Origin of the sequence: Streptomyces sp. NPDC059897, assembly GCF_042730865.1 — a bacterium.
Lineage (GTDB): Bacteria > Actinomycetota > Actinomycetes > Streptomycetales > Streptomycetaceae > Streptomyces.
Genome location: NZ_JBHWKQ010000013.1, coordinates 172734 through 198799, shown reverse-complemented (window position 1 = coordinate 198799; position 26066 = coordinate 172734). Strand labels below are relative to the sequence as shown.

Annotated in this window: 25 protein-coding genes and 5 tRNA genes; 18 read left to right on the top strand and 12 right to left on the bottom strand. The window is 69.6% G+C overall.

Features of this window, described 5'->3' with window-relative positions:
* The first annotated feature begins 56 nt into the window (after nt 1-56).
* A complete protein-coding gene (locus ACFV9W_RS17440; RefSeq protein ID WP_385761327.1) occupies nt 57-308 on the top strand; it encodes a lasso peptide biosynthesis PqqD family chaperone in 252 nt (83 codons plus the stop codon).
* 67 nt (nt 309-375) lie between these two features.
* Here the strand turns inward: ACFV9W_RS17440 and ACFV9W_RS17435 are convergent, their stop codons facing one another.
* On the bottom strand, nt 376-990 hold the full coding sequence (locus tag ACFV9W_RS17435; protein ID WP_385761324.1) for a YceI family protein: 615 nt from the start codon (nt 988-990) through the stop codon (nt 376-378).
* A 380-nt stretch (nt 991-1370) separates the two neighbouring features.
* On the opposite strand from ACFV9W_RS17435, the gene ACFV9W_RS17430 reads away from it, so the two are divergent.
* Complete coding sequence (locus tag ACFV9W_RS17430) at nt 1371-2966, top strand: acyl-CoA carboxylase subunit beta (RefSeq protein WP_385761321.1); 1596 nt, start codon at nt 1371-1373, stop codon at nt 2964-2966.
* Between the two features lie 28 nt (nt 2967-2994).
* Entirely contained in the window at nt 2995-3186 is a 192-nt protein-coding gene (locus ACFV9W_RS17425) for an acyl-CoA carboxylase subunit epsilon (protein WP_385761318.1), read from the top strand.
* 133 nt (nt 3187-3319) lie between these two features.
* Here the strand turns inward: ACFV9W_RS17425 and ACFV9W_RS17420 are convergent, their stop codons facing one another.
* The 8 genes from ACFV9W_RS17420 to ACFV9W_RS17385 form a co-directional block, all read right to left on the bottom strand.
* A complete protein-coding gene (locus ACFV9W_RS17420) occupies nt 3320-3910 on the bottom strand; it encodes an ATP/GTP-binding protein (protein ID WP_266714479.1) in 591 nt (196 codons plus the stop codon).
* Nucleotides 3891-4487 (bottom strand): DUF742 domain-containing protein, encoded by a 597-nt coding sequence (locus tag ACFV9W_RS17415; protein ID WP_385761314.1) that lies wholly within the window; start codon nt 4485-4487, stop codon nt 3891-3893. The genes ACFV9W_RS17420 and ACFV9W_RS17415 overlap by 20 nt, the downstream gene beginning before the upstream one ends.
* A 94-nt stretch (nt 4488-4581) precedes the next feature.
* Nucleotides 4582-4995, bottom strand: a complete 414-nt coding sequence (locus tag ACFV9W_RS17410; RefSeq protein WP_240140277.1) for a roadblock/LC7 domain-containing protein — start codon at nt 4993-4995, stop codon at nt 4582-4584.
* Nucleotides 4996-5005: 10 nt separating this feature from the next.
* Nucleotides 5006-8251, bottom strand: a complete 3246-nt coding sequence (locus ACFV9W_RS17405) for a nitrate- and nitrite sensing domain-containing protein (RefSeq protein WP_385761311.1) — start codon at nt 8249-8251, stop codon at nt 5006-5008.
* Nucleotides 8252-8655: 404 nt separating this feature from the next.
* The gene (locus ACFV9W_RS17400; protein ID WP_385761308.1) at nt 8656-9243 is read right to left on the bottom strand and encodes an ATP/GTP-binding protein; all 588 of its coding nucleotides are present in this window, start codon (nt 9241-9243) and stop codon (nt 8656-8658) included.
* The gene (locus ACFV9W_RS17395) at nt 9224-9634 is read right to left on the bottom strand and encodes a DUF742 domain-containing protein (protein ID WP_385761305.1); all 411 of its coding nucleotides are present in this window, start codon (nt 9632-9634) and stop codon (nt 9224-9226) included. The genes ACFV9W_RS17400 and ACFV9W_RS17395 overlap by 20 nt, the downstream gene beginning before the upstream one ends.
* Nucleotides 9635-9805: 171 nt before the next feature.
* Nucleotides 9806-10219 carry a roadblock/LC7 domain-containing protein gene (locus ACFV9W_RS17390; RefSeq protein ID WP_306318913.1) on the bottom strand — a complete coding sequence of 138 codons (414 nt, stop codon included), beginning with the start codon at nt 10217-10219 and terminating at the stop codon, nt 9806-9808.
* Nucleotides 10220-10228: 9 nt separating this feature from the next.
* Nucleotides 10229-14158 (bottom strand): nitrate- and nitrite sensing domain-containing protein, encoded by a 3930-nt coding sequence (locus ACFV9W_RS17385; protein ID WP_385761303.1) that lies wholly within the window; start codon nt 14156-14158, stop codon nt 10229-10231.
* Nucleotides 14159-14720: 562 nt separating this feature from the next.
* Between ACFV9W_RS17385 and ACFV9W_RS17380 the strand changes: the two genes are divergently transcribed.
* The 9 genes from ACFV9W_RS17380 to ACFV9W_RS17340 all read left to right on the top strand — a co-directional run bounded on the left by ACFV9W_RS17380 (nt 14721) and on the right by ACFV9W_RS17340 (nt 18682).
* Nucleotides 14721-14909 carry a hypothetical protein gene (locus ACFV9W_RS17380; RefSeq protein WP_385761300.1) on the top strand — a complete coding sequence of 63 codons (189 nt, stop codon included), beginning with the start codon at nt 14721-14723 and terminating at the stop codon, nt 14907-14909.
* A 103-nt stretch (nt 14910-15012) separates the two neighbouring features.
* A complete protein-coding gene (locus tag ACFV9W_RS17375; protein ID WP_385761298.1) occupies nt 15013-15798 on the top strand; it encodes a fumarylacetoacetate hydrolase family protein in 786 nt (261 codons plus the stop codon).
* Nucleotides 15782-17266 (top strand): glutamate--tRNA ligase, encoded by a 1485-nt coding sequence (gltX, locus tag ACFV9W_RS17370; RefSeq protein ID WP_385761295.1) that lies wholly within the window; start codon nt 15782-15784, stop codon nt 17264-17266. The genes ACFV9W_RS17375 and gltX overlap by 17 nt, the downstream gene beginning before the upstream one ends.
* 78 nt (nt 17267-17344) lie before the next feature.
* Nucleotides 17345-18064, top strand: coding sequence for an HAD family hydrolase (locus tag ACFV9W_RS17365; RefSeq protein WP_385761292.1), 720 nt, complete (start codon nt 17345-17347; stop codon nt 18062-18064).
* Between the two features lie 90 nt (nt 18065-18154).
* Nucleotides 18155-18226: transfer RNA gene (locus tag ACFV9W_RS17360), tRNA-Gln, on the top strand.
* A 42-nt stretch (nt 18227-18268) separates the two neighbouring features.
* A tRNA-Glu gene (locus ACFV9W_RS17355) sits at nt 18269-18341 on the top strand.
* A 62-nt stretch (nt 18342-18403) separates the two neighbouring features.
* Nucleotides 18404-18476: transfer RNA gene (locus tag ACFV9W_RS17350), tRNA-Glu, on the top strand.
* A gap of 38 nt (nt 18477-18514) precedes the next feature.
* A tRNA-Gln gene (locus ACFV9W_RS17345) sits at nt 18515-18586 on the top strand.
* A 23-nt stretch (nt 18587-18609) separates the two neighbouring features.
* Nucleotides 18610-18682, top strand: a tRNA-Glu gene (locus tag ACFV9W_RS17340).
* A gap of 168 nt (nt 18683-18850) precedes the next feature.
* Here the strand turns inward: ACFV9W_RS17340 and ndgR are convergent.
* Complete coding sequence (ndgR, locus tag ACFV9W_RS17335; protein WP_326015364.1) at nt 18851-19567, bottom strand: IclR family transcriptional regulator NdgR; 717 nt, start codon at nt 19565-19567, stop codon at nt 18851-18853.
* 189 nt (nt 19568-19756) lie between these two features.
* On the opposite strand from ndgR, the gene leuC reads away from it, so the two are divergent.
* The 4 genes from leuC to ACFV9W_RS17315 all read left to right on the top strand — a co-directional run bounded on the left by leuC (nt 19757) and on the right by ACFV9W_RS17315 (nt 23154).
* Complete coding sequence (gene leuC / locus ACFV9W_RS17330) at nt 19757-21181, top strand: 3-isopropylmalate dehydratase large subunit (protein WP_385761290.1); 1425 nt, start codon at nt 19757-19759, stop codon at nt 21179-21181.
* A 6-nt stretch (nt 21182-21187) separates the two neighbouring features.
* Nucleotides 21188-21781 (top strand): 3-isopropylmalate dehydratase small subunit, encoded by a 594-nt coding sequence (gene leuD, locus ACFV9W_RS17325; RefSeq protein WP_385761288.1) that lies wholly within the window; start codon nt 21188-21190, stop codon nt 21779-21781.
* A 317-nt stretch (nt 21782-22098) separates the two neighbouring features.
* Nucleotides 22099-22338 (top strand): hypothetical protein, encoded by a 240-nt coding sequence (locus tag ACFV9W_RS17320; protein WP_266714505.1) that lies wholly within the window; start codon nt 22099-22101, stop codon nt 22336-22338.
* Nucleotides 22339-22470: 132 nt separating this feature from the next.
* Nucleotides 22471-23154: an HU family DNA-binding protein gene (locus tag ACFV9W_RS17315; RefSeq protein WP_385761284.1), complete on the top strand. Its 684-nt coding sequence runs from the start codon at nt 22471-22473 to the stop codon at nt 23152-23154.
* A 110-nt stretch (nt 23155-23264) separates the two neighbouring features.
* Here ACFV9W_RS17315 and ACFV9W_RS17310 read toward each other — a convergent pair whose 3' ends face one another.
* A complete protein-coding gene (locus ACFV9W_RS17310) occupies nt 23265-23468 on the bottom strand; it encodes a hypothetical protein (protein ID WP_385761281.1) in 204 nt (67 codons plus the stop codon).
* Nucleotides 23469-23481: 13 nt separating this feature from the next.
* The gene (gene cofC / locus ACFV9W_RS17305; protein ID WP_385761278.1) at nt 23482-24117 is read right to left on the bottom strand and encodes a 2-phospho-L-lactate guanylyltransferase; all 636 of its coding nucleotides are present in this window, start codon (nt 24115-24117) and stop codon (nt 23482-23484) included.
* Nucleotides 24118-24239: 122 nt separating this feature from the next.
* Here cofC and ACFV9W_RS17300 point away from each other — a divergent pair, with 122 nt between their 5' ends.
* Both ACFV9W_RS17300 and ACFV9W_RS17295 read left to right on the top strand, forming a co-directional pair.
* Nucleotides 24240-25025, top strand: coding sequence for a lysophospholipid acyltransferase family protein (locus ACFV9W_RS17300; protein ID WP_385761275.1), 786 nt, complete (start codon nt 24240-24242; stop codon nt 25023-25025).
* Nucleotides 25022-26032, top strand: a complete 1011-nt coding sequence (locus ACFV9W_RS17295) for an NAD(P)H-dependent glycerol-3-phosphate dehydrogenase (protein WP_385761272.1) — start codon at nt 25022-25024, stop codon at nt 26030-26032. The genes ACFV9W_RS17300 and ACFV9W_RS17295 overlap by 4 nt, the downstream gene beginning before the upstream one ends.
* Nucleotides 26033-26066: the final 34 nt, after the last annotated feature.

The following is a 26066-nucleotide window of genomic DNA, read 5'->3' as shown; positions in this document are numbered from 1 at the left end:
GTCTACGCGAAACCCGCGATGTTCCAGCAGGGCGACTTCGCCAAGGCGACGGCCCGATGAAGCTCAACGACGGCATCGCGGTCACGACGACGGACCACGGCGGCGTACTCCTCGACCAGCGGGCCGGTTCCTACTGGGAGTTGAACGAGACGGCGACCGTCGTCGCCATCGCCGTGGTGCAGGGGCGGGGGTCGCGAACCGCGGTCGACCGGCTCGTCGCCGCCTTCGACGTGGACCGCGCCCAGGCCGAGGCGGACGTCGCCGAACTCACCCGCCAGTTCGTCGACGCGAGGCTTGCCACGCCGTGAACACCGGCGTGGGCATGCCGAGTTGGCGGCCACGCAACTCGTGGCCGCCGCAACTCGTGGCTGAACCTCAGGCCTCCTTGATGGCCGAGATGTCGAAGTTCAGCTTGATCTTGTCGGAGATCAGGACGCCACCGGTCTCCAGCGCGGCGTTCCAGGTGAGGCCCCACTCCGAGCGGAGGATCTCGGTCTTGCCCTCGAAGCCCACGCGCTCGTTGCCGAACGGGTCCTTCGCGACGCCGTTGAACTCCAGGTCGATGCTGATCGGCTTGGTGGTGCCGAGGATCGTCAGGTCGCCCGTGATGCGGTAGTCGTCGCCGCCCAGGGACTCGGCGGAGGTCGACCGGAAGGTCATCGTCGGGAACTCGTCGATCTTGAAGAAGTCGGCGCTCTTCAGGTGGCCGTCACGGTCCTCGTTGCCCGTGGAGATGCTCGCCATCTGCACGTCGAAGGAGGCCGTGGACTTCGCCGGGTCCGAGCCGTCCAGGTGCAGCGAGCCGGTGAAGTCGCTGAAGCCGCCCTTCACGTTGGTCACCATGGCGTGCCGGGCGACGAAGCCGAGCGTGGTGTGAGCGGGGTCGACGGTGTACTCGCCGGTGACGGCGGCGAGGTCCGGGTTGGTGGCCGGCGCGGCGGCAGCGGCGGGGGTGGTGGCGGACTCGTTCTTGCGGCCGAAGATGCCCATGACGTGCTCCTTGGGGACGGGCGGCACGGGGGGTGCCAAGTGGAGTGGTGCGCTGATGTTGAACGTTGAACCATCAACTGGCTGCGACTGTAGCGCGATGATGTTCAATGTTCAACATCAAACGATGTGTGCTTCTTCGATTACAGCCCGATATGGGCCATGTCGCCCTTTCGGGCATGCCCGGGGCGTCCGACCCCGGCCTCCGTGTGAGGCGGGTCTCAGGGCACCGCTTTGTGCGACGTCTACAAGGCGGACCGGTCCTGAGCAGTCACTTCGGCCCCCTCGTGGCGGGGTTCTGTTCAGGGCTACCAGGAAAACGGGCCGGAGACTGTACGGAGTCGACGGCCCGTTTTCAGGTGCGCACTTCGTAAGGTCACTACATGACCGTTTTGGACGACACCGCCTCGAACCCGGGGGACGAGCCCACCGACGCCCGCGGCCGCGTGGCAGAGCTGCACGCGATCCGTGCGCAGGCGCTGGCCGGACCCAGTGAGAAGGCGACCGCGGCCCAGCACGCGAAGGGGAAGCTGACGGCGCGCGAGCGCATCGAGCTGCTCCTCGACGAGGGTTCGTTCAACGAGGTCGAGCAGCTGCGCCGGCACCGGGCGACCGGGTTCGGCCTGGAGGCGAAGAAGCCCCACACGGACGGTGTGATCACCGGCTGGGGCACGGTCGAGGGCCGCACGGTCTTCGTCTACGCGCACGACTTCCGGATCTTCGGAGGCGCGCTGGGCGAGGCCCACGCCACGAAGATCCACAAGATCATGGACATGGCCATCGCGGCCGGTGCTCCGCTGGTCTCGCTGAACGACGGCGCGGGCGCCCGTATCCAGGAGGGCGTCTCGGCGCTCGCCGGGTACGGCGGCATCTTCCAGCGCAACACCAAGGCGTCCGGCGTCATCCCGCAGATCAGCGTGATGCTCGGCCCGTGCGCGGGCGGCGCGGCGTACAGCCCGGCGCTGACGGACTTCGTGTTCATGGTCCGCGAGACCTCGCAGATGTTCATCACGGGCCCGGACGTCGTGAAGGCGGTGACGGGCGAGGAGATCACCCAGAACGGCCTCGGCGGCGCCGACGTGCACGCCGAGACGTCCGGTGTCTCGCACTTCGCGTACGACGACGAGGAGACCTGCCTCGCCGAGGTCCGCTACCTGCTCTCCCTCCTCCCGCAGAACAACCGCGAGAACCCGCCGACCGTCGAGTCCGACGACCCGGCGGACCGCCGCGGCGACGTCCTGCTCGACCTGGTCCCGGCGGACGGCAACCGCCCGTACGACATGACCAAGGTCATCGAGGAGCTCGTCGACGACGGCGACTACCTGGAGGTCCACGAGCGCTGGGCGCGCAACATCATCTGCGCCCTGGCCCGGCTCGACGGCCAGGTCGTCGGCATCGTCGCCAACCAGCCGCAGGCCCTCGCGGGCGTCCTGGACATCGAGGCGAGCGAGAAGGCCGCACGCTTTGTCCAAATGTGCGACGCTTTCAATATCCCCATTGTGACCCTGCTCGACGTCCCCGGCTTCCTGCCCGGCGTCGACCAGGAGCACGGCGGGATCATCCGGCACGGCGCCAAGCTGCTGTACGCGTACTGCAACGCCACCGTGCCCCGTATCTCCCTGATCCTCCGCAAGGCGTACGGCGGCGCGTACATCGTCATGGACTCCCAGTCCATCGGCGCCGACCTCACCTATGCCTGGCCGACCAACGAGATCGCGGTCATGGGCGCCGAGGGCGCGGCCAACGTGATCTTCCGCCGGCAGATCGCGGAGGCCGAGGACCCCGAGGCGATGCGCCAGAAGATGGTCAAGGAGTACAAGGCCGAGCTGATGCACCCGTACTACGCGGCGGAGCGCGGCCTGGTCGACGACGTGATCGACCCCGCCGAGACCCGTGAGGTGCTGGTCAAGTCCCTGGCGATGCTGCGCACCAAGCACGCCGACCTGCCGTCCCGCAAGCACGGCAACCCGCCGCAGTAACCGGCACTAGTCGTAGGAGACCTGCCACATGTCCATGCCTGACATCCGCGTCGAGAAGGGCCACGCCGAGCCGGAGGAGGTCGCGGCCATCACCGCGATCCTGCTGGCCCGCGCCTCCGCCACTCCCGAGGCCCCGGCGCACCGCGTCCGGCACAACCGGGCGGGCTGGCGCCGCCTTGAGCGGGAGCCCGGCTTCCGCGCGCCGCACAGCTGGCGCTGACCCGGTCACACGTCTGAGGCCCTCTTCCCGAAACGGGAAGAGGGCCTCAGTGCGTAATTCAAGCCCCGCCGGCGATTGAGGCGCGGGGCCCGGGGCAGAGCCCCGCAACCGCGCGCCCGACGGCCGTGAGTGCTTACCGGAGCCGCGCCATCAGGGCATGCTCCACGAGAGTGATCAGCGTCGACTTCGCGTCCGCGCGGTGGCGGGCGTCCGTCGTGATGATCGGGGTGTCGGGGCCGATCTGGAGGGCCTCGCGGACCTCGTCCGGGTTGTAGGGCTGCGCGCCGTCGAAGCCGTTGAGGGCGATGACGAAGGGCAGGCCCGAGTTCTCGAAGTAGTCGACCGCGGGGAAGCAGTCGGCGAGGCGGCGGGTGTCGACGAGGACGACCGCGCCGATCGCGCCGCGCACCAGGTCGTCCCACATGAACCAGAAGCGGTCCTGGCCCGGCGTACCGAAGAGGTACAGGATCAGGTCCTGGTCGAGCGTGATGCGGCCGAAGTCCATGGCGACCGTCGTGGTCGTCTTGTCCCCGGTGTGGGTCAGGTCGTCGATGCCCGCGGACGCGGACGTCATGACGGCCTCGGTGCGCAGCGGGTTGATCTCGGAGACGGCGCCCACGAACGTCGTCTTGCCGACGCCGAAGCCACCTGCCACCACGATCTTCGCCGATGTGGTGGAACGGCTTGGAGCAGCCGGCCCTCCGCTAGAGCTTGCGAAGTCCACTGAGCACCCTTTCGAGCAATGTCACGTCTGGCTGGCCGCCGGCGCTCTCGTCGCCGCCGGGCTGATGGATGGCGACCAGTCCCGCCTCCGCGAGGTCGGCGACGAGAATCCTGGCCACACCGAGAGGGATCTGGAGCAGGGCCGAGATCTCGGCCACCGACTTGATCTCCCGGCACAGATTGCAGATCCGCTGGTGCTCGGGCAGTTGGCCCTGCAACTGGTGCGGCTGCGCGGTGGTGTGCACCAGCGCCTCGATGGCGAGCTGGTACCGCGGCCTCGTGCGGCCGCCCGTCATGGCGTACGGGCGCACCAGCGGGTTGTTCTTCGCGGCGGGTGCGGGATTCGCGTCGGGACGCGGCTGCGGCTGCACGGGCTGGATGCGCGGCGCGGGCGGCTGGTCGTAGGGACCGGGCTGCCGGGTCGGCCGGGCGTGGTTCGCCGACGACGGGGAAGACGGGAAGTTGTACCGGTTCTGCGAACCGTCGTCACCCATGCCTGCCTGGTGCTGCCCCCGGCCGTGGCCGTAGGGCGGCCACCCGGCCGACGAACCGCTCGGGGGTGTTGCTGAACCAGACACGAACTTCCTCCTCCGACTGCGCTGGGCACCATCACTGTGGAGCCGCGTCCCGAAACCTTACGGCCCCGGGACGCGAATACGCACTGCCTGTCTGTTAGTTGAGAAGGCTTCCCTGAAGCTCCGCCCGCAGGTCCGGTGTGAGAACCGAGCCCGCACGGTCGACAAGAAGGGCCATCTCGTACCCAACGAGGCCAATGTCCGCCTCGGGGTGTGCAAGGACGGCGAGAGAAGAGCCGTCCGAGATGGACATGATGAAGAGGAATCCTCGCTCCATCTCCACAACTGTCTGGTTCACCGGGCCGCCTTCGAAGATGCGGGAGGCGCCCGCGGTCAACGAGGTCAGACCCGAGGCGACGGCCGCCAGCTGGTCGGCGCGGTCGCGGGGGAACCCTTCGGACATCGCCAGAAGGAGTCCGTCGGCGGAGACCACCACCGTGTGGGACACACCGGGGGTGTTGTCCACGAAGTTGGTGATCAACCAGTTCAGGTTCTGTGCCGCCTGGCTCATCGGGCTCACACTAACGCTCCTGGTTGTAGGTGCTGTCAGGGCCGAAGCCCTGGCCGTTCGTATCACTGCTGCCCTCGCTGCGTCCCCGCTGTACGCCGCGACGCAGGTTGCTGAGCCTGCCCCGGACGTCCTCGGGCGCGCGGGAGACCTGGGGGCCGCCCTGCGGCGTCGATTCCGCCGTGCCCTCGACCAGGTTGGCCTTGGGCACCCGGCGCGGCAGTCCGGACGCGGTGACCCCGCCCGCCTTCGGCTTCTTGAGCTGCTCCGCGCGTTCCCACCTGGCGTCGTTGGCCGAGCGCCAGGAGGTGTCCTCGTCGGAGCGGGTCTCGGGGGCCTGCTGGGGGTTCGCAGCGGGCTCCTGCGGGGCACCGCCGCCGCGCCGCGGCAGACCTGCGTCGGTCAGCGCGTGGGGAGCGGAGGGGGCCGGTCCGGTCGGATCTGCCGAGGGGGCGATGCCGTGCCCGTCGAAGCCTACGCGTTCCCGGTCCGCCGCGGCAGTGTCCGGAGCGGATTCCGCTTCGGGACCGAACGGGCCCTGGAAATCGGCCTGGTAGGGCTCCCGGTAGGCGTCCCGCGCCTGCCAGTCGTCCCGCGGCGCGGACGGCTCGAAGGGGTTGTACGACTCCCGGGGAGCTTCCGCATAACCATCCTGCGGCGCGTACCCGGAGGCGAATCCGTCCGGCTGCCCGTTGTCGTGCGTGGGCTGTACGGGGACGAACCCGTCGAAACCGTCCTGCTGCCGGCCGTCGTAGCCGCCCTGGTGCTCGTCGTAGACGCCCTGCTGCGGATCGTCGTAGGCGAGCTGCTGCCGGTTGTCGTACGGGGCCTGCCGGGTGTCGTACGCGTTCTGCTCCGCGAAGGGCGGACGGTCCTGCTGCGGCTGCTGTGGCTGGAACTCGTCGCGGAAGAGCGGGCGTTCCTGTTGCGGCTGCTGCGGGTCCTGGACGGGGTCCTGCTGCTGCGCCTCCAGGGCCGCGCGGCGCTCCTCACGCATGAGGGAGCGGCCGACCGGGTCCAGTTCGCGGGCGTCGTCCGGGACGTCGTAGCGGCTGTCGTCGAAGCCGAGCTCGGCCGCCGTGCGCAGCGGGGTGTGCTCGAACGCGGCCTGCTTCGGGATCATCGTCGAGACGGTGAACTCGGAGTCCTCCTGGACCCCGCCACCACCACCGTGCGTGATCACCTCGGGCAGCATGACGAGCGAGGTGGTGCCCGCCTGCTCGCCCGAGGGGCGCAGCTGGACGCGGATGCCGTGCCGGTCGGAGAGCCGGCCGACCACGAACAGGCCCATGCGCTGGGAGATCGCGGCGTCCACGGTCGGCGGGTTGGCCAGCTTGTGGTTGATGTCCGCGAAGTCCTCGGCGGTGAGGCCGATGCCCTTGTCGTGGATCTCGATCATCACGCGGCCGTCGGGGAGACGGGTCGCGGTGACGCGGACCTTGGTCTGCGGGGAGGAGAACGTCGTCGCGTTCTCCAGAAGCTCGGCGAGCAGGTGCACGAGGTCGGTGACCGCGCGGCCGTGGATCTCGGCCTCGGGGACGCCGGCCAGCTCGATGCGCTCGTACTGCTCCACCTCGGAGGTGGCGGCACGGAGCACGTCGACCAGCGGGACCGGCTGGTCCCAGCGGCGGCCGGGCTCCTCGCCCGCGAGCACCAGGAGGTTCTCGCCGTTGCGGCGCATACGGGTCGCGAGGTGGTCCAGGCGGAAGAGGTTCTCCAGCTGGTCCGGGTCGGCCTCGTTGTTCTCCAGGTCGGTGATGAGGGTCAGCTGGCCCTCGATCAGCGACTGGTTGCGCCGCGACAGGTTGGTGAAGATCGCGTTGATGTTGCCCCGCAGCAGCGCCTGCTCGGCGGCGAGCCGGACGGCCTCGCGGTGCACCTGGTCGAAGGCGCGGGCGACCTCGCCGATCTCGTCGGTGGTGACGATCGGGATCGGCTGGATACGGGTGTCCACCCGGCCCGGCTCGGTGCGCGAGAGCTGGTCGACGAGCATCGGCAGGCGCTGCTCGGCCACGTCGAAGGCGGCGGAGCGCAGCCGGCGCATCGAGCGGGACATCTGCCGGGCCATCTGGCCGGCGAGCAGGACCGCGACGAGCAGGGCGACCACGACGGCGACGCCGATGATGATCGCCTCGCGCTTGGCGTCGGCGGCGATCGCGGAGGCCTCGGTCACGGCCTTGTCCGCGAGATTCGACTCGATCGTGCGGTAGGCGTCGAACTTCGCCGTGTTGACCGCCCACCAGTTCTCGGGCGTGACGCCCTTCTGGGCGAGCGCGAGCCGGGCGCTCGGCTGAGTGCTCGGCAGGGCCACCACGGCGGCCACCATCTTGGTGTTCTCGGGCGGCGGGACGTACGAGGGGTCCTTGGCCTTGGCCGCGGCGGCCTGCTTGGCGCCGTCGGTCTTCAGCTTCTTGATCGTGCTCTCGAGCTTCTGGAGGTCCTCGGCCGTGCCGCCGCCCTTGTACTCCTCGATCGCGATGTTCTCGAGGTAGGCGTAGGAACCGAGCGCGGTGCGCTGACGGCTCAGGTTCGTGGCGCCGGGGCCCGGCTTCACCAGGAGGTGCATGCCGATGGACCGCTCCAGCGAGAGCGCCGCCTTGGTCAGCGAGATCGCGTAGACGGTGCGGCCGTAGCTGGTGATGTTGCCGGTGCCGAGGCCGAGCTCGTTGGCGAACTCCATCAGCGGGTGCTGGATGGCGACGTAGCCCTCTTCGGTCTTCACGCCGGAGAGCTTGGAGGTGTAGGCGGCCGCGCGCAGCTTCTTCAGCTGCGGCTCGACCTTGGTGAACTGCGCCATGCGGCGCTGGAGGCCTTCCTTCTGCGGCATGTCCTCGGCCGCGGTGTGGAACTTGTCGGCCGCGGCGTCCGTGGCCTCACGGGCCTGGGCGACCTTGGGGTCGTCCGTCTTGCCCTGGAGGAGGGGCGCGGCGGTGATGTCGCGCTCCTCGATGAGGCGGTTGCCGTACGTCAGCGAGGTCTGCACGAGGCGTGCGGTGCTCTCGGCGTCCTCGGCCTCCTGCCAGGTGTCGATCGAGTTCGACACCTGGAAGCCGCCCATGACGAGACCGACGACCACGGGTATGAGGAGGATGGCGTTCAGCTTGGTGGGTACACGCCAGTTACGGGGTGACATGCGGCCGCCCGACGCCGCGGGCGCCGTGGCCTCGGCCGCCGGCGCGGGCCGCGCCGCGTCGCGCGGGGGCGGGGTGAAGTTGCCCCGCGCCGAGACCGGCTCGGGACTGTTCTTGCTTCGCCTCACTCGACCAACAACCTCTCGGCGTCGGCACCTACGTTGTGCCGCTGTATGTCTCCAGGCCCATTGCTACTGGGCAGTTCAGCGCATTCCAGCACGTCAGGAGGCGCACTTCCAAACAGTCGGAAGCGGAAGCTCCGCGTGACGCACACCCCAGATAAAACGGTCATAAAGAGCGAGCCCCGCCAAAAGGCGGGGCTCTTGTGAGCGCAGTGGAACCGGCTGTGCGCGACGTGTGTCGGTGCCCTGCGAATTCTCTTTCGAAACGTTATGAACACCACGGCCCGGCGTGTCAAAGGCCACAGGGGCCGCCGGATGGGCTACGACAACTGCCGTACGGAACCAGCCACTTGGTGACCGAGATCCGACCGTTTCTGACAGGCGCCGGACACGTGCCGGACGGGTGGCCGCTACTTCAGGCGGGCCATGAGGGCGTGCTCGACCAGCGTGATCAGGCCGCTCTTCGCGTCGGCGCGGTGTCGGGCGTCCGTCGTGATGATCGGGGTGTCGGGGCCGATCTGCAGGGCCTCGCGGACCTCTTCGGGGGTGTACGGCTGGTGCCCGTCGAAGCCGTTGAGGGCGATGACGAAGGGCAGGCCCGAGTTCTCGAAGTAGTCCACGGCCGGGAAGCAGTCGGCGAGACGGCGCGTGTCCACGAGCACCACGGCGCCGATCGCGCCGCGCACCAGGTCGTCCCACATGAACCAGAAGCGGTCCTGGCCCGGCGTACCGAAGAGGTACAGGATCAGGTCCTGGTCGAGCGTGATGCGGCCGAAGTCCATGGCGACGGTGGTCGTCGTCTTGTCCCCGGTGTGCGTCAGGTCGTCGATCCCGGCGCTCGCCGAGGTCATGACGGCCTCGGTGCGCAGCGGGTTGATCTCGGAGACGGCCCCGACGAACGTGGTCTTGCCGACGCCGAAGCCGCCCGCCACCACGATCTTCGCCGAGGTGGTCGCGCGGGCGGTTCCCACGGAGCCGTCAGAGCTTGCGAAGTCCACTGAGAACCCTTTCGAGCAGAGTCACGTCCGGCGCACCGCCGTTGGCCTCGTCGCCGCCCGGCTGGTGAATGGCGACCAGCCCGGCCTCGGCCAGGTCCGCGACGAGGATCCGGGCCACACCCAGCGGCATCGAGAGCAGCGCCGAGACCTCGGCCACCGACTTCACCTCGCGGCACAGGTGGCAGATCCGCTGGTGCTCGGGCAGCAGCGTCATCAGGGCCGCGGGGTCGGCGGTCGTGCTCACCAGCGCCTCGATGGCGAGCTGGTAGCGCGGGCGGGTCCGGCCACCGGTCATCGCGTAGGGGCGGACCAGGGGCTGGTCGCCCTCGAAGCCGTACCCGGCGTGGGCGGTGGCGCCGTACGGGTCGTATGAGTCGGTGGGCGGGGTCATGGATCCTCCGGGCGGGACGACAAGTGCGGGGGCCTGCCGTCTGAGGGTGGGCCGGTGGGGGGATTGTGACGGCGGAACAACGGGTGTGCGGATTGCGTGCGCTGGCTGGATTCCGGGGCTGCCGATGAAGCAGAATGCGGGGGCGGCCGGGGTTACCGGCCGTTACCCGCCTCAGTGCAACAGGCTGCCCTGGAGCTCTGCGCGCAGGTCGGGGGTGAGCACGGAGCCCGCCCGGTCGACCATCAGCGCCATCTCGTAGCCGACGAGGCCGATGTCGCAGTCGGGGTGCGCCAGTACGGCGAGCGACGAGCCGTCCGAGATGGACATGATGAAGAGAAAGCCGCGCTCCATCTCCACCACCGTCTGATTCACCGGGCCGCCCTCGAAGATCCGGGACGCGCCGGCCGTGAGCGAGGTGAGACCCGACGCCACGGCCGCCAGCTGGTCCGCGCGGTCGCGCGGGAACCCCTCGGACATCGCGAGCAACAGCCCGTCCGCGGACACCACGACCGTGTGCGAGACACCCGGCGTGTTGTCCACGAAGTTCGTGATCAACCAGTTCAGGTTCTGTGCCGCCTGGCTCATCTGGCTCAACTAACGCTCCTGCTGGTGAGTGGGGCGGGGGTAGCTGCCGGTGTTGCCGGCCTGCCGTCCCTGCTGGATGCCCCGACGGAGATTGGTCAGCCGACCGCGCACCTCGTCGGGCGCACGCGAGACCTGAGGACCGGTCTGAGTCTGCTGCTCCTGGGCGGTTCCCGCCACCAGGTTCGCCCTCGGCACACGGCGCGGCAGACCGGAGTGGGTGACGCCGCCCGCGGCGGGCTTGCGCACCCGCTCGGCCTGACGCATCAGGTCGTCGTTGGGGGACTGCCGCCAGTTGGCCTCGGCCGGGTCCGCGGACGCGGCGGGGCGCGAGGGGGCCGCCGAGGGAGCCTGCGCCTGCGGGCGCTGCGGGAGGCCCTGGTCGGGCCGCCCGTTCGGCGACTGCATGCCCTGGCCGCGGCCCTGACCGTTCTGGTTCCGGTCGCCCCGGACCTGGGGGCTCTGGGGCTGAGCGTTCTGAGGCTGAGCGTTCTGGGCCTGAGGGCTCTGGGCCTGGCTCTGAGCGCCCTGGCCCTGATTCTGGCTCTGCCCCTGTCCCTGCGCCTGGCTCTGGCCGTTCTGGCCGTGGAACCAGTTCGTCTCCAGCGTGTCGTACAGCGGTGTCCGGCCGTCCCCGCCCGACGCGTCGCCCGGCGGCAGGAAGTCCTCCTGCGAGGGCTGCTCCGGGATGCCCTGGTTCTGGGCGCCGTTGCGCTGAGGCGGCTTCGGGGGCGTGAACTCGAACTGACCGTTGGTCGAGCGGCCCTGCGGCTGCGCGTACTGGCCGGTGTTGGCGGGGTCGCTCGGCGGACGGTTGTACTGGCCGGTGTTCGCCGGGTCCTGGACGCGCGGGAACTGAGCGGTGCTCGACGGCTCCTGCGGGTTCTGCGCGTTCTGGAACTGACCGGTGGCCGACGGGTCGCCCTGCGGCTGCGCGTACTGGCCGGTGTTGGCCGGGTCGCTCGGCGGACGGTTGTACTGACCGGCACCCGACGACGGGTTCTGTCGGCGCGGGAAACCGCCGCCGTCCGACGGGCCCTGCGGCTGCGCGAACCGGCCCGTGGCCGACGGGTCGCCCTGCGGCTGGTCCAACTGGCCGCCGTTCGCCGACGCGTCCGGTCCGCCGGTGTTGCCGCCGCGCGGGCCGAAGACGTCCGAGCGGACGAACTGACCGGAGTCCTGCGCCTGGCCGCCGCGGCCACCCTGCTGGGGCGGGCCCTGCCGGTCGTCGCGGACGCGCGGGAAGCGGGCCGTGGAGTCCGGCTCGTCGTGACCGCGCGGCACGTCCAGGTTCGGCTGTGCGTTCTCGTCGCCCCAACTCGGCGTACGGGGCTGCGGGTTGCCGCCCGGCAGCTCGGCGCGCGGGCCACCGCGCGGCGGCAGCACCGGGCGCCGGCCCTGCGGCTCGTTCGGGTCGCTGTGGGTGCGCTGCTGCGGCGGCACGGGACCGCCGGGGGCCTGCCCCTTGCCGAACATGTCGGGACCGGAGGGGCCGCCGGACGGACCGGAAGGACGGGAGGGAGCGGACGGGCCCGAGGGACCGTTGGCACCAGCACCAGCACCAGCCGGCGCCTGCGGGCCACCGCGTCCGGGCAGCGCCGCACGCGGCCCACCCGCACCGGCGCCGACCTGCGGCCGCCCGCCACCGGGCGCACCGGAGCCGCCACCGAGGAGACCTGCCGGGCCACCGGCGTTGCCGGGCGCCTGGCCGCGCCGCGCGGCGGCGACACCGGCCGCGGCCTGCGCGGCGGCCGGACCGCCGGAACCGCCGGGGCCGCCCTTGCCGGAAGGCTTCTTGCCGCCCTGCGCGACATCCACGGGGAGCATGACCAGCGCGGTCGTACCACCGGAGTCGGAGGGGCGGAGCTGGATACGGATGCCGTGGCGCTGCGAGAGGCGGCCGACCACGAACAGACCCATGCGGCGGGAGACCGAGACGTCCACGGTGGGCGGCGACGCGAGCCGCTCGTTGATCGCGGCGAGGTCCTCGGGGGAGAGGCCGATGCCGGTGTCGTGGATCTCGATCAGCACACGGCCGTCGGGCAGCGCGTGACCGGTGACCTTGACCTTGGTCTGCGGCGAGGAGAACGAGGTCGCGTTCTCGAGCAGCTCGGCGAGCAGGTGCACGAGGTCGTTGACCACACGGCCTGCGACATCGGTCGCGGGTACGGCGGCCAGCTCGATGCGCTCGTACTGCTCCACCTCGGACGCGGCGGCACGCAGCACGTCGACGAGGGGCACGGGCCGCGTCCAGCGGCGGCCGGGCTCCTCACCGGCGAGAACAAGGAGGTTCTCGCCGTTACGGCGCATGCGGGTCGCGAGGTGGTCGAGCTTGAAGAGCGACGACAGCTGATCAGGATCAGCCTCACGCGACTCCAGCTCGGAGATGAGGGACAGCTGGCGCTGGATGAGGCCCTGCGAGCGGCGCGAGAGGTTGGTGAACATCGCGTTGACGTTGCCCCGCAGGAGGGCCTGCTCGGCGGCGAGACGCACGGCCTCGCGGTGCACGTCGTCGAAGGCCGCGGCCACCTTGCCGATCTCGTCGCGCGAGTGCACGCCGACCGACTCCACGGACGTGTCGATGTCCTGCGGGTCGGACTCGGACAGCTCCTTGACCAGCTCGGGCAGGCGGTCCTGGGCGACCTTGGTCGCGGTGTCCTGGAGCCGGCGCAGCGAGCGGATCATGGACCGGGCCACGACGAAGGCGCCGACGAGCGAGACGCCGAGCACGAGCAGGATCAGCGCACCGTTGATGATGGCCGAGCGCTCGGAGGCGTTGCGCAGTTCGCGGGCCTGCTGCTCCATCTGGTTGAGCAGCGTCAGCTCGATCTTGGACATTTCCTGGATGCGCGTGGTGTCCGCGTCGACCCAGTCCTTGTACGAGCGCTTGTCCTGCGACTTGATGCCGTCGGCCTTCTGGAGCACCCGGTTCGCGTAGGTGTCCGCGGCCTTGATCGTGGAGTTGTTCTCCTCGATCGGCTTCAGCAGCTCCTGCGCGGGCACCGCGCCGTAGACCGCCTTGAACGACTGGATCTGCGATTCCTGGTTCTCGGCCGCCGCGAGACCGTACTGCCGGTCGGTCTCGGAGAGCTTGCCGAACCGGGCGCTGTTGGGCGGCAGGGCGGCCGCGATGATGGCGCGCTGCTCGGAGGCGTACTCCTTGGCGGAGGAGAAGGCCGCCAGGGCGCGCGTGCGCTGGATCATCTCGGGGCTGCTGGTCGCCTGCGCCATGTCCGTGGACAGGGAGAGCAGCTCGTCGATGATCCGGCCGTAGGAGTCGACGGTCTGCGAGGTGTTCGACTTGTCGTCGTACGCACCCTGCCGGATCTTGTTCAGGTTGATCAGCTCGTGGGCGATCTGCACCGCGTGCTCGCGCACACCGTTGAGGCTGCCGGTCTCGCCGTCGGCCTTGATGTCGGTGGTGCTCTGCAGGAACGTGTCCTGGGCGCGGTCGGTCTTCTCCCGCGTCGACTTGACGTTGAAGTCGCTGGTCGACGAACCGTTGGACAGCGGGCCCGCCGCCTGGTCGCGCTCCTCCTGGAGCGCCGACGCCAGCTCGGTGGCCTGCTTCGTCATCTCGGTCAGCAGCTTCATGTTGTCGAGCTGCTGGATGTCGTTCAGGGACTCGGCGATGCGCAGCGCGCCCAGCGAGGTCGCGGCGACCACGGGCAGCGCGAGCAGCGAGACGAGGCGCGTCGAGATGCGCCAGTTGCGCAGCGCCATCCGCGAGCCGGGCCCGGTGGGGGCCTTGGGCTTCGCCGAGGACGGCGCGGCCGAGCCCGAGGGGCCGCTCCTGCCGTCGGCCTCCGAGGTGTCGACGGACGCGGTGCGTCCCGGGTTCTGGGCGTGCGGGGTCCGGGTACCGCCGGCTATCGGGCCGGTCCCGCCGCGCGGCTCCGGCTCCGCCGCAGCGCTGCCATCCCTGTTCTTACGTCCCTGCACTAGCGTCGCAACCTCTGGACCAGGCGCCCCGCCCGTATGCACGGACAAGACGGTGTCGGCGTCGTTCGGGGGACGACCTGAAACGTCCCCCTGTGGTCGTGAGTGACCGGCGCTGGTTCCCCCTCTCCGCCGCTGCTCGGCGCTGCGATGCGCCCGTGCGCGCCGGTTCTGTACCTGCGGCGGTCCACGCGATTCCAGCACAGTGCAGGATCTCCAACAAGGCCCGACGTGACGGCCGCACCCAGTGTGACGCGACGTGAGGGGAGAGTCACGAGACGTGCAACTCGACCTGCTCCAACCCGGTCATTGCGGGACTTTCCGCGTACGCCTGGGGGGTGTCCCAGTCGCCATGATCGGGAGCGGAATAGTGGCTTCAGTTGCGTAATGTCCGTTTCCGGGGCCGGAGTTGACGGCCCGAAGTGCCCCATTTGCGAGGTACTCCGTGAGCAAACTCACACGCGGTGGATCGCAACTTCCCGGCTTTCGGCGGGAATCAGATGTTTAGCCTGACGTTTTACAGGGATGGCCCAGCAGACTACGGAGAAGGTTCCCGAGCTCAGTCATGACGAAGACGATGATGTTCCAGAACATTGCCAACCCGCGGCGCACGACGCTGGCGCACCTCGCGGACGCCGACGAGATCCAGGCCGCCCCGGCCGTCCCGGAGCACTCGGCCGCCCTGCCCTCGAACACGGCGAACCCCAAGCGCACGATCCTGATGGTGGCGCCGCAGACCGCCCCGGCGGCGTAACGGCCGGGCCGACGGCCCAGGCCCCACCGCGTTAGCCTGGCTCTGTCACAGCCCACCCGGGCCGACGCATGAAGCCAACGCATAAAAAGGGGCGCAGCAGACCGTGCGCATCGCCAGATTCTCCATCGACGGGAACGTCGCCTTCGGCGCGGTCGAGGGCGACAAGCCAGACGAGCTCGTCCTCGACATCATCAAGGGCATCCCGTTCGCGGACTTCGAACTCTCCGGTACGAAGGTCCCGCTCAGCAAGGTCCGGCTGCTGCCCCCGGTGCTCCCGAACAAGGTGATCGCCTTCGGCCGCAATTACGCGGAGCACGCGAAGGAACTGGGCAACGAGGTCCCGGACGCCCCCTTCGCCTTCTTCAAGCCGTCGACGTCGGTGACAGGACCGGGCGGCGAGATCCAGTACCCCGGCTTCTCGCAGGAACTGCACCACGAGGCGGAGCTCGCCGTCGTCATCGGCCGCATGTGCCGCGAGGTCCCGCGCGAGCGCGTCAAGGACGTCATCTTCGGCTACACGGCCGCCAACGACGTCACCGCCCGCGACGTACAGAAGCGCGAGAAGCAGTGGGCCCGCGCCAAGGGCTTCGACACGTCCTGCCCGCTGGGCCCCTGGGTCGAGACCGACCTCTCGCTCGAGCAGGCCTCCGACCTCACGATCCAGTGCACGGTCAACGGCCAGCAGCGACAGCTCGGCCGCACGTCGCAGATGATCACGTCCATCGAGGACCTGATCGTCAACATCTCCGAGGCCATGACGCTGCTCCCCGGCGACGTCATCCTCACGGGCACCCCGGAAGGGGTCGGCCCGCTCGCCGTCGGCGACGAGGTCGCCGTCAGCATCGAAGGCATCGGCACTCTCACCAACAAGGTTGTCAAGCGTGGCTAGCGCACCCGTACGCGTCCGTTTCTGCCCCTCGCCCACCGGTAACCCCCACGTGGGCCTGGTCCGCACCGCCCTGTTCAACTGGGCCTTCGCGCGCCACAACCAGGGCACCCTGGTCTTCCGCATCGAGGACACCGACGCGGCCCGCGACAGCGAGGAGTCGTACAACCAGCTCCTCGACGCGATGCGCTGGCTCGGCTTCGACTGGGACGAGGGCCCCGAGGTCGGCGGCCCGCACGCCCCGTACCGGCAGTCCGAGCGGATGGACATCTACAAGGACGTCGCCGACAAGCTGGTCGAGGCCGGCAAGGCGTACCCCTGCTACTGCTCGACCGAGGAGCTGGACGAGCGCCGCGAGGCCGCCCGCGCCGCCGGCAAGCCCTCCGGCTACGACGGCCACTGCCGCGACCTCACCGCCGAGCAGAAGGCCGCGTACGAGGCGGAGGGCCGCAAGCCCATCGTCCGCTTCCGGATGCCCGACCAGAAGATCACGTTCAACGACCTGGTCCGCGGCGAGATCAGCTACGAGCCGGAGAACGTCCCGGACTACGGCATCGTCCGTCCCAACGGCGCCCCGCTCTACACGCTCGTCAACCCGGTCGACGACGCCCTGATGGAGATCACCCACGTCCTGCGCGGCGAGGACCTGCTCTCCTCCACCCCGCGCCAGGTCGCCCTCTACTGGGCGCTCATGGACCTGGGCATCGCCAAGCTGGTCCCCGAGTTCGGCCACCTGCCGTACGTGATGGGCGAGGGCAACAAGAAGCTCAGCAAGCGCGACCCGCAGAGCTCCCTCAACCTCTACCGCGAGCGCGGCTTCCTCCCCGAGGGCCTGCTCAACTACCTCTCCCTCCTCGGCTGGTCCCTCTCCGCCGACCGCGACATCTTCTCCATCGAGGAGATGGTGGCCGCCTTCGACGTCAAGGACGTCCAGCCGAACCCGGCCCGCTTCGACCTCAAGAAGTGCGAGTCGATCAACGGCGACCACATCCGGCTGCTCGACCCGAAGGAGTTCGCGGCGCGCTGCGAGCCGTGGCTGAAGGCCCCGGTCGCGCCGTGGGCCCCGGAGGACTTCGACGAGGCGAAGTGGGCGGCGATCGCCCCCCACGCCCAGACCCGCCTCAAGGTCCTCTCCGAGATCACGGACAACGTGGACTTCCTCTTCCTCGCCGAGCCGGTCTTCGACGAGGCGAGCTGGACGAAGGCCATGAAGGAGGGCTCCGACGCGCTCCTGAAGACGGCCCGCGAGAAGCTGGACGCGGCCGACTGGAACTCGCCCGAGTCCCTCAAGGAGGCCGTCCTGGCCGCCGGCGAGGCCCACGGCCTGAAGCTCGGCAAGGCCCAGGCCCCGGTCCGGGTGGCCGTCACCGGCCGCACGATCGGCCTGCCGCTCTTCGAGTCCCTGGAGATCCTGGGCAAGGAGACGACCTTCGCCCGCATCGACGCGGCCCTGGCCAAGCTCACCGCGTGAGCGCGACCACGCGCGCGTAGCCCCCTGAGAGACCCGGAAGCGATCCGCTTCCGGGTCTCTCGCCGTTACGGTCGTCACATGTCTATCCGCGCCATCGTCTGGGACATCGACGACACCCTCTTCGACTACGCCACGGCCGACACCGTCGGCATGCGGGAGCACCTCACCGTCGAGGGGCTGCTCGACGGGTACGGGAGCGTCGAGGAGGCGCTCGTGCGGTGGCGGGCGGCCACGCGGGAGCACTGGGCCCGGTTCGAGGCGGGGGAGGCCGACTGGGAGGGGCAGCGCAGGGACCGCGTGCGCAGCTTCGTGGGGCGCGCCATGGCGGCCGAGGAGGCAGACGGCTGGTTCGCCCGTTATCTCGGTCACTACGAGGCCGCGTGGAGCCTCTTCCCCGACACCGTCCCGGCCCTCGACACCCTCGCCGCCGGCTACCGGCACGCGGTGCTGTCCAACTCCTCGCTGCACAACCAGGACCGCAAGCTGCGCGTCCTCGGCGTCCGCGACCGCTTCGAGGCCGTCCTGTGCGCCGCCGAACTCGGCGTCGCCAAGCCCGAGGCGGCCGCCTTCCACGCCGTCTGCGAGGAGCTCTCCCTGGAGCCGCACGAGATCGCGTACGTCGGTGACCAGCCGGACACGGACGCCCGCGGAGCCGTCGAGGCGGGCCTGAGCGGAATCTGGCTCGACCGCGCGGAACTGGGCGGCAGGCCCGAACTCGTACGCATCACAGGGCTCGATCAACTGCCTGCGCTGTTGGCGGGGGATACCCGTTTTGGAGCGCAGTCCACCTTCGGGTAATGTTCTTTCTGCGCCAAGGGGAGCGGGCCGAAAAGCCCGGGTCCCGGAAGCGCAAGCCAAGCAAGATCCCCCTCGGGGATTGTGCTTCGGTGGCCTATGGTGTAATTGGCAGCACGACGGTTTCTGGTTCCGTTAGTCTAGGTTCGAGTCCTGGTAGGCCAGCTCGCAGAGCTCATCTGCAACCGTGGATATGGCATCCACAAAGCCCCCGTTGTGTAGCGGCCTAGCACGCCGCCCTCTCAAGGCGGTAGCGCCGGTTCGAATCCGGTCGGGGGTACAGATCCTTCCCGCGGGGACGGCCTGGGTAGCTCCCACCGACTCTGATGCAGGATCGCTAGGGCCCCCGTTGTGTAGCGGCCTAGCACGCCGCCCTCTCAAGGCGGTAGCGCCGGTTCGAATCCGGTCGGGGGTACGCACTGAGTTCGCAGGTCGCAAGGCCTTGAACTTCTGTGGTCTATGGTGTAATTGGCAACACTACGGTTTCTGGTACCGTCATTCTAGGTTCGAGTCCTGGTAGACCAGCTCGATCACGCAAGTGGTCAAAGGCCCCCGTTGTGTAGCGGCCTAGCACGCCGCCCTCTCAAGGCGGTAGCGCCGGTTCGAATCCGGTCGGGGGTACTCGCGAATGATCAAGGCCCTTCCCGAATACGGGAGGGGCCTTCTTCGTGCGTGCGTACGGAATACGGGAGTTGAAGCTCCGCAGGGACAACTCCGGCCGGTCGCTGCGGCGTTGAAGCGACCGGCCGGGAACGGGCAGGGAACGTAAGGGGAGTTGGGGCGACCGGCTCAACCGGTACGACGCAGGGCCTCGGAGAGGCGCCCCGCGGCGTCGATGACCGCCTGGGCGTGCATCCGGCCCGGGTGGCGCGTGAGGCGCTCGATCGGCCCGGAGACCGAGACCGCCGCCACGACGCGGTTGGAGGGCCCGCGCACGGGCGCGGAGACGGACGCGACGCCCGGCTCCCGCTCACCGATCGACTGGGCCCAGCCGCGGCGCCTGACGCCCGACAGGGCCGTCGCCGTGAAGCGGGCGCCCTGGAGGCCCCGGTGCAGGCGCTCCGGCTCCTCCCAGGCCATCAGGATCTGCGCGGAGGAGCCCGCCTTCATCGTGAGGGTCGAGCCCACCGGGACCGTGTCCCGCAGTCCGGAGAGCCGCTCCGCCGCGGCGACGCAGATGCGCATGTCGCCCTGGCGGCGGTAGAGCTGGGCGCTCTCGCCCGTGACGTCCCGGAGGTGTGTGAGCACCGGTCCCGCCGTCGCGAGCAGCCGGTCCTCGCCGGCCGCCGCCGAGAGTTCCGAAAGGCGCGGGCCGAGAATGAAACGGCCCTGCATGTCGCGCGCCACCATGCGGTGGTGCTCCAGGGCCACCGCCAGGCGGTGGGCTGTGGGTCTTGCCAGTCCGGTGGCCGCGACAAGGCCTGCGAGGGTCGCGGGTCCGGACTCCAGAGCGCCCAGGACAAGGGCTGCCTTGTCCAGAACGCCGACGCCGCTACTGTTGTCCATGCGTCGATACTCCCGTCTCACTCTGTGAAACGCAAGTTCAATTTTCCGTGGAACTTGCCACCCTGTACGTCACACCGGCCCGTGGACCAAACGGGCCCGGCCGTCGGCGTCCGGCACGAGGGGTACGGGCGACGGCGATCCGAATCTCTAGTTGGGCCGGCGCACCTCAAGCCGGCCGGAGGGAAAGCGATGGGTAGGACACTCGCGGAGAAGGTCTGGGACGACCACGTCGTCCGGCGCGCCGAGGGCGAGCCCGACCTCCTCTTCATCGATCTGCACCTGCTGCACGAGGTGACCAGCCCGCAGGCCTTCGACGGCCTCCGGCAGGCGGGCCGCCAGGTGCGGCGCACCGACCTCACCATCGCCACCGAGGACCACAACACCCCGACCCTCGACATCGACAAGCCGATCGCCGACCCGGTCTCGCGCGTGCAGCTGGAGACGCTGCGCAAGAACGCCGCCGAGTTCGGGGTCCGCCTGCACTCCCTGGGCGACGTCGAGCAGGGCGTCGTGCACGTCGTGGGCCCGCAGCTGGGCCTGACGCAGCCGGGCACCACCGTCGTGTGCGGCGACTCCCACACCTCGACGCACGGCGCCTTCGGCGGCCTGGCGTTCGGCATCGGCACCTCGCAGGTCGAGCACGTGCTGGCCACGCAGACGCTGCCGATGTGGCGCCCGAAGACGATGGCGATCACCGTCGACGGCGAACTGCCCGAGGGTGTCACCGCCAAGGACCTGATCCTCGCCATCATCGCGAAGATCGGCACCGGCGGCGGCCAGGGCTACATCCTGGAGTACCGCGGCTCGGCCATCGAGAAGCTGTCGATGGAAGCGCGGATGACCATCTGCAACATGTCCATCGAGGCCGGCGCCCGCGCGGGCATGGTCGCCCCCGACGAGACCACCTTCGCGTACCTGGAAGGCCGTCCGCACGCCCCCAAGGGCGCGGAGTGGGACGAGGCCGTCGCGTACTGGAAGACGCTGAAGACGGACGACGACGCGGTCTTCGACGCCGAGGTCTTCATCAAGGCCGACGAGCTGTCGCCGTTCGTCACCTGGGGCACCAACCCCGGTCAGGGAGCGCCCCTTTCGGCGAACATCCCCGACCCGGCTTCGTACGAAGACGCTTCGGAGCGGTTCGCCGCCGAAAAGGCCCTGGAGTACATGGGGTTGGAGGCCGGGCAGGCGCTGCGCGACGTCAAGGTCGACACCGTCTTCGTAGGCTCGTGCACCAACGGCCGCATGGAGGACCTGCGCGCCGTCGCCGAGATCCTCAAGGGCCGCAAAATCGCCGACGGCGTACGGATGCTGGTCGTCCCGGGCTCCGCGCGCGTGGGCCTGCAGGCCGTCGACGAGGGCCTGGACAAGGTCTTCAAGGAGGCCGGCGCCGAATGGCGCTACGCGGGCTGCTCCATGTGCCTGGGCATGAACCCGGACCAACTCGCTCCCGGCGAGCGCTCCGCGTCCACCTCCAACCGCAACTTCGAGGGCCGGCAGGGCAAGGGCGGCCGCACCCACCTGGTCTCGCCCCAGGTCGCCGCGGCCACCGCCGTGCTGGGCCATCTGGCCTCGCCCGCCGACCTGTCCGACACCCCTGTCGCCGCTGGAGTCTGATCAGTCATGGAAGCATTCACCACGCACACCGGCCGGGCCGTCCCGCTGCGCCGCAGCAACGTCGACACCGACCAGATCATCCCCGCCCACTGGCTCAAGAAGGTGACGCGGGACGGGTTCGAGGACGGTCTGTTCGAGGCCTGGCGCAAGGACTCCGAGTTCGTGCTCAACCGGCCCGAGCGCGAGGGTGCCACCGTCCTGGTGGCCGGCCCCGACTTCGGCACCGGTTCCTCCCGTGAGCACGCCGTCTGGGCCCTCCAGAACTACGGCTTCAAGGCCGTCATCTCCTCCCGCTTCGCGGACATCTTCCGCGGCAACTCCCTCAAGAACGGTCTGCTGACCGTGGTTCTCGACCAGAAGGTCGTGGACCAGCTGTGGGAGCTGGTGGAGAAGGACCCGCAGGCCGAGATCACGGTCGACCTGCAGGAGCGCGAAGTTCGGGCCGAGGGCGTCACCGCCTCCTTCGAGCTGGACGAGAACTCCCGCTGGCGGCTGCTCAACGGGCTCGACGACATCAGCATCACGCTGCGCAACGAGGACGACATCGCCGCCTACGAGGCGAAGCGCCCGTCCTTCAAGCCGCAGACGGTCCAGGTCTGAGCCGGCCGACTCCTACGGCTCCCTAACGGATCCGTAGCCGGGCAAGGCTTATTCAGGCCACTTCCACAGGGCCCCGTACCCCCAATCGTGCACCGGTTGGGGGTACTTCTGTGTTCGGCTCCAAACCCCTTCCCAGGGGCCGTCCGTGGGTCCGCCGGGGTGTCTCAACTCCCTTGAATACCAAGGGTGTTCCAGGGGTACGCGTGCTTCGGTGCCGCTCGCGGCGGGCACGTCGTGAAAGGCTCCAGAAGGGCCCTCTGGGGCGGGAGTTGCACCCTGCGGAGGCGACAACTCGCCCCAGATGGCACAATCTGTGCATGGAACACGACGGCCAACTCCAGCTGTACGCGGCGGTCGCGGACCAACTCAAGGAAGCGCACGCCAGAGTGCGCACACTGCAAGTCCCGGAGGGCGTACGGATGGCGCTGACCCGGAAGCTGCTGGCCGTCACGGCCGCGGCCAAACACGATCTCGCCGGTGCGGCAAGGCGTCTGGAGCGATTCATGGCGGACCTCGACGACTTCGAAGAGGGCTCGATCACTGAAGAGGAACTCTGAGACTGCCCAGTTCGTTGCGGCACAAGGGTGATTAGCCCGTTTCGCGTTTGATTTGCGGTATATATCTGCCTAACGTGCGAAAAAGCCGGTGCGAAAGAGATTCGTTCCGGCAATGTCTCCGAAGGGGAAGACGTGAACAAGGCGCAGCTCGTAGAAGCCATTGCCGACAAGGTTGGCGGCCGTCAGCAGGCCGCTGACGCCGTCGACGCCGTACTCGACGCCATCGTGCGTTCCGTGGTCAGCGGTGACCGTGTCTCCGTGACGGGCTTCGGCTCGTTCGAGAAGGTCGACCGCCCGGCCCGCTACGCCCGTAACCCGCAGACCGGCGAGCGCGTCCGGGTCAAGAAGACCTCGGTGCCGCGTTTCCGCGCCGGCCAGGGCTTCAAGGACCTCGTCGCGGGCTCGAAGAAGCTCCCGAAGAACGACGTCGCGGTCAAGAAGGCGCCCAAGGGCAGCCTGAGCGGCGGCGCTTCGGCGACGGTCAAGAAGGCGGCCGCGAAGAAGGCCACCGCCAAGAAGACCACCGCCAAGAAGACGACGGCGAAGAAGACCACCGCCGCCGCCAAGAAGACCACGGCGAAGAAGACCACCGCCAAGAAGGCGGCTCCGGCCAAGAAGGCGGCCCCGGCCAAGAAGGCCACCACCGCCAAGAAGGCCACGGCGAAGAAGACCACCGCCAAGAAGGCCGCCCCGGCGAAGAAGGCCACCGCGAAGAAGACGGCGCCCGCCACGAAGGCCACGGCCAAGAAGGCCCCCGCCAAGAAGTCGACGGCGCGCAAGACCACCGCCAAGAAGGCCACCGCCCGCAAGAAGTAAGTCGCTTCTCGGGCGTACGCCACAAGGTTGCTCACGCGTCGGGCCGGGCTCCCTCCGGGGAGACCGGCCCGCGGTGTGTTTTCAGGGGCCTCTGCGGACCCCACATGGGGTTAGAAGGTCTGCAGGGTCACCAGGGTGATCCGCCGCGCCTCTCCCTCTCCCTGAACCTCGATACGCACCCGCTGTCCGGGGCGCAGCAGCCGCAGGCCGCCCGCGTCGAAGGCGGCGGCGTCGAAGGAGACGGGCGTGCCGTCGTCCAGAAGGACGCTGCCGGCACGGGTTTCGGAGTCGTACGTGTACGCGGTGGCCTGCATACGGGCAGCGTACTCAGTCCGGGATCAGGAGCCCCGCCGCGGCCCGCGCGGTGTGCGGGCCCACGCCCAGGGCGAGCGCCGCCCGCAGGTCCTCGCCGGTGTCGACGTCCTGGCGTACGGAGTCGACGCCTTCGACGGGGAGTTCCGCGGCGCCGGACGCCGTGTGGCGGGCGCGCGAGGCCCCGCCGAATGCGGGCAGCAATTCCGAGCCGGGGGTCGCCGACAAGAGCGTTGTGCCGATTCCGGCGGCGTCGGGCAGAAATGCGCGGGGAAATGCGGCGGCCGCCGAGAGAACGCGGGCCAATTCCGCTGGGCGCAGTGCCGGCAGATCGGCGTTCAGGGCGGCCATGGCGGCGGAGGGGCGGCGGGAGCGCACGGCGGCCGCGCCGTGTGCGAGAGCGGCGTTGAGGCCCGCCTGCGGGCTGTCCGGGACCACGTGGGCGCCCAGGGCCGTCAGTTCGCGCTCCGCGCGGGAATCGTCCGTGACGACCACCACATCCCGCACCGCCGCGCAGGCGCCCGCGGCGGCCACGGTGTCCTGGGCGAACGCCAGGGCGAGGCCGGGGCGCACGGCGTCTCCCGCTGTCGGGGCCAGCCTGCTCTTCGCCCGCACCAGCGGTTTCAGCGGTATCACCAGGGTCCACTGCACGCGCCCATTGTGACCTGTGCATGAGGTGCGTCCTTCGGTGCGGGCGTACGGTGTTCTCGACAGACCGGTGGTCGGGGGCGACACTTGTGCGCCCGTAGACCCCCTTAGAGGAAGGTGTCCGAGTGTCCCGCCGCAGAATCGGCTTCTGGTACCGCTTCGCCGCGGTCCTCTGCAAACCACCGCTGGTGGTTCTGTTCAAGCGGGACTGGCGTGGAATGGAGAACATTCCGGCCGACGGAGGCTTTATCACCGCGGTCAACCACAATTCGCATCTGGACCCGTTCCTCTACGCCCACTTTCAGTACAACACGGGACGGGTCCCGCGTTTCCTCGCCAAGCACGGCCTCTTCAGGAAGGGGTTCGTGGGCGCCGCGATGCGCGGCACCGGACAGATTCCCGTCTATCGCGAGTCCACGAACGCGCTGAGCGCCTTCCGTGCCGCGATCGACGCGGTGGAGCGCGGCGAGTGCGTCGCCTTCTATCCCGAAGGAACGCTTACCCGCGACCCGCAACTGTGGCCGATGACCGGTAAGACAGGCGTCGCGCGCGTGGCCCTCCAGACGAAATGCCCGGTGATTCCGGTCGGCCAGTGGGGCGCCACCGAAGCGCTCGCGCCGTACTCCAAGAAGCCGGACTTCTTCCCGCGCAAGACGCACCATGTGCTCGCCGGTGCGCCCGTCGACCTCTCCGCGTACTACGACAGGGAGATCACGCCGGAGATCCTGAAGGAGGTGACCGAGGTCATCATGACCGCGATCACCGCCGAGGTGGAGGTGCTGCGCGGCGAGAAGGCCCCGCAGAAGCGGTACGACCCGCGTGAGGCGCGCATCGAGCAGCGCCGCAAGTCGCAGGCGGCCAAGGAGAGTTCGGCGCCCGCCGGCGGTACGAGCGAGGAGAGCAGCAAGTGACCCGACCCGTGAAGGCCGCCGTCTTCGGCACCGGCTCCTGGGGCACCGCCTTCGCGATGGTGCTCGCGGACGCGGGCTGCGACGTCACCCTCTGGGCCCGCCGCGCCGAGCTCGCCGAGGCCGTCAACTCCACGCGTACGAACCCCGATTACCTGCCCGGCGTCGAGCTCCCGGAGAACGTGCGGGCGACCTCCGACCCGGCCGAGGCCGCGGCGGACGCCGACTTCACGGTGCTCGCGGTGCCCTCGCAGACGCTGCGCCAGAACCTGGGGGAGTGGGCGCCGCTGCTCGCTCCCGACACCGTCCTCGTCTCGCTCATGAAGGGCGTCGAGCTCGGCTCGGCGATGCGCATGAGCGAGGTCATCGAGGACGTCACGAAGGTCGGCGAGGACCGCATCGCGATCGTCACCGGGCCCAACCTCGCGCGCGAGATCGCCGCCCGGCAGCCCGCCGCCGCGGTCGTCGCCTGCCGCGACGAGGAAGTGGCCCAGCGGCTCCAAGTCGCCTGCCACACCCCGTACTTCAGGCCGTACACGAACACCGACGTGGTCGGCTGTGAGCTCGGCGGCGCGGTCAAGAACGTGATCGGGCTCGCCGTCGGCATCGCGGACGGCATGGGGCTCGGCGACAACACGAAGGGCTCGCTCATCACGCGCGGGCTCGCGGAGACGACGCGGCTCGGGCTCGCCATGGGCGCGGACCCGCTGACGTTCTCCGGGCTCGCCGGCCTCGGTGACCTGGTGGCCACCTGCTCCTCGCCGCTGTCGCGCAACCACACGTTCGGCACGAACCTCGGCAAGGGCATGACCCTTCAGGAGACGATCGCGGTCACCAAGCAGACCGCGGAGGGCGTCAAGTCCTGCGAGTCGGTGCTCGACCTGGCGCGCCGTCACGACGTCGACATGCCGATCACGGAGACCGTCGTCGCGATCGTCCACGAGGGCAAGTCCCCGGTCGTCGCGGTGAAGGAGCTCATGTCGCGCTCCGCCAAGCCGGAACGACGCTGAGCGACGGCGGCACGGCGAGACTCCGCGGGCGCTG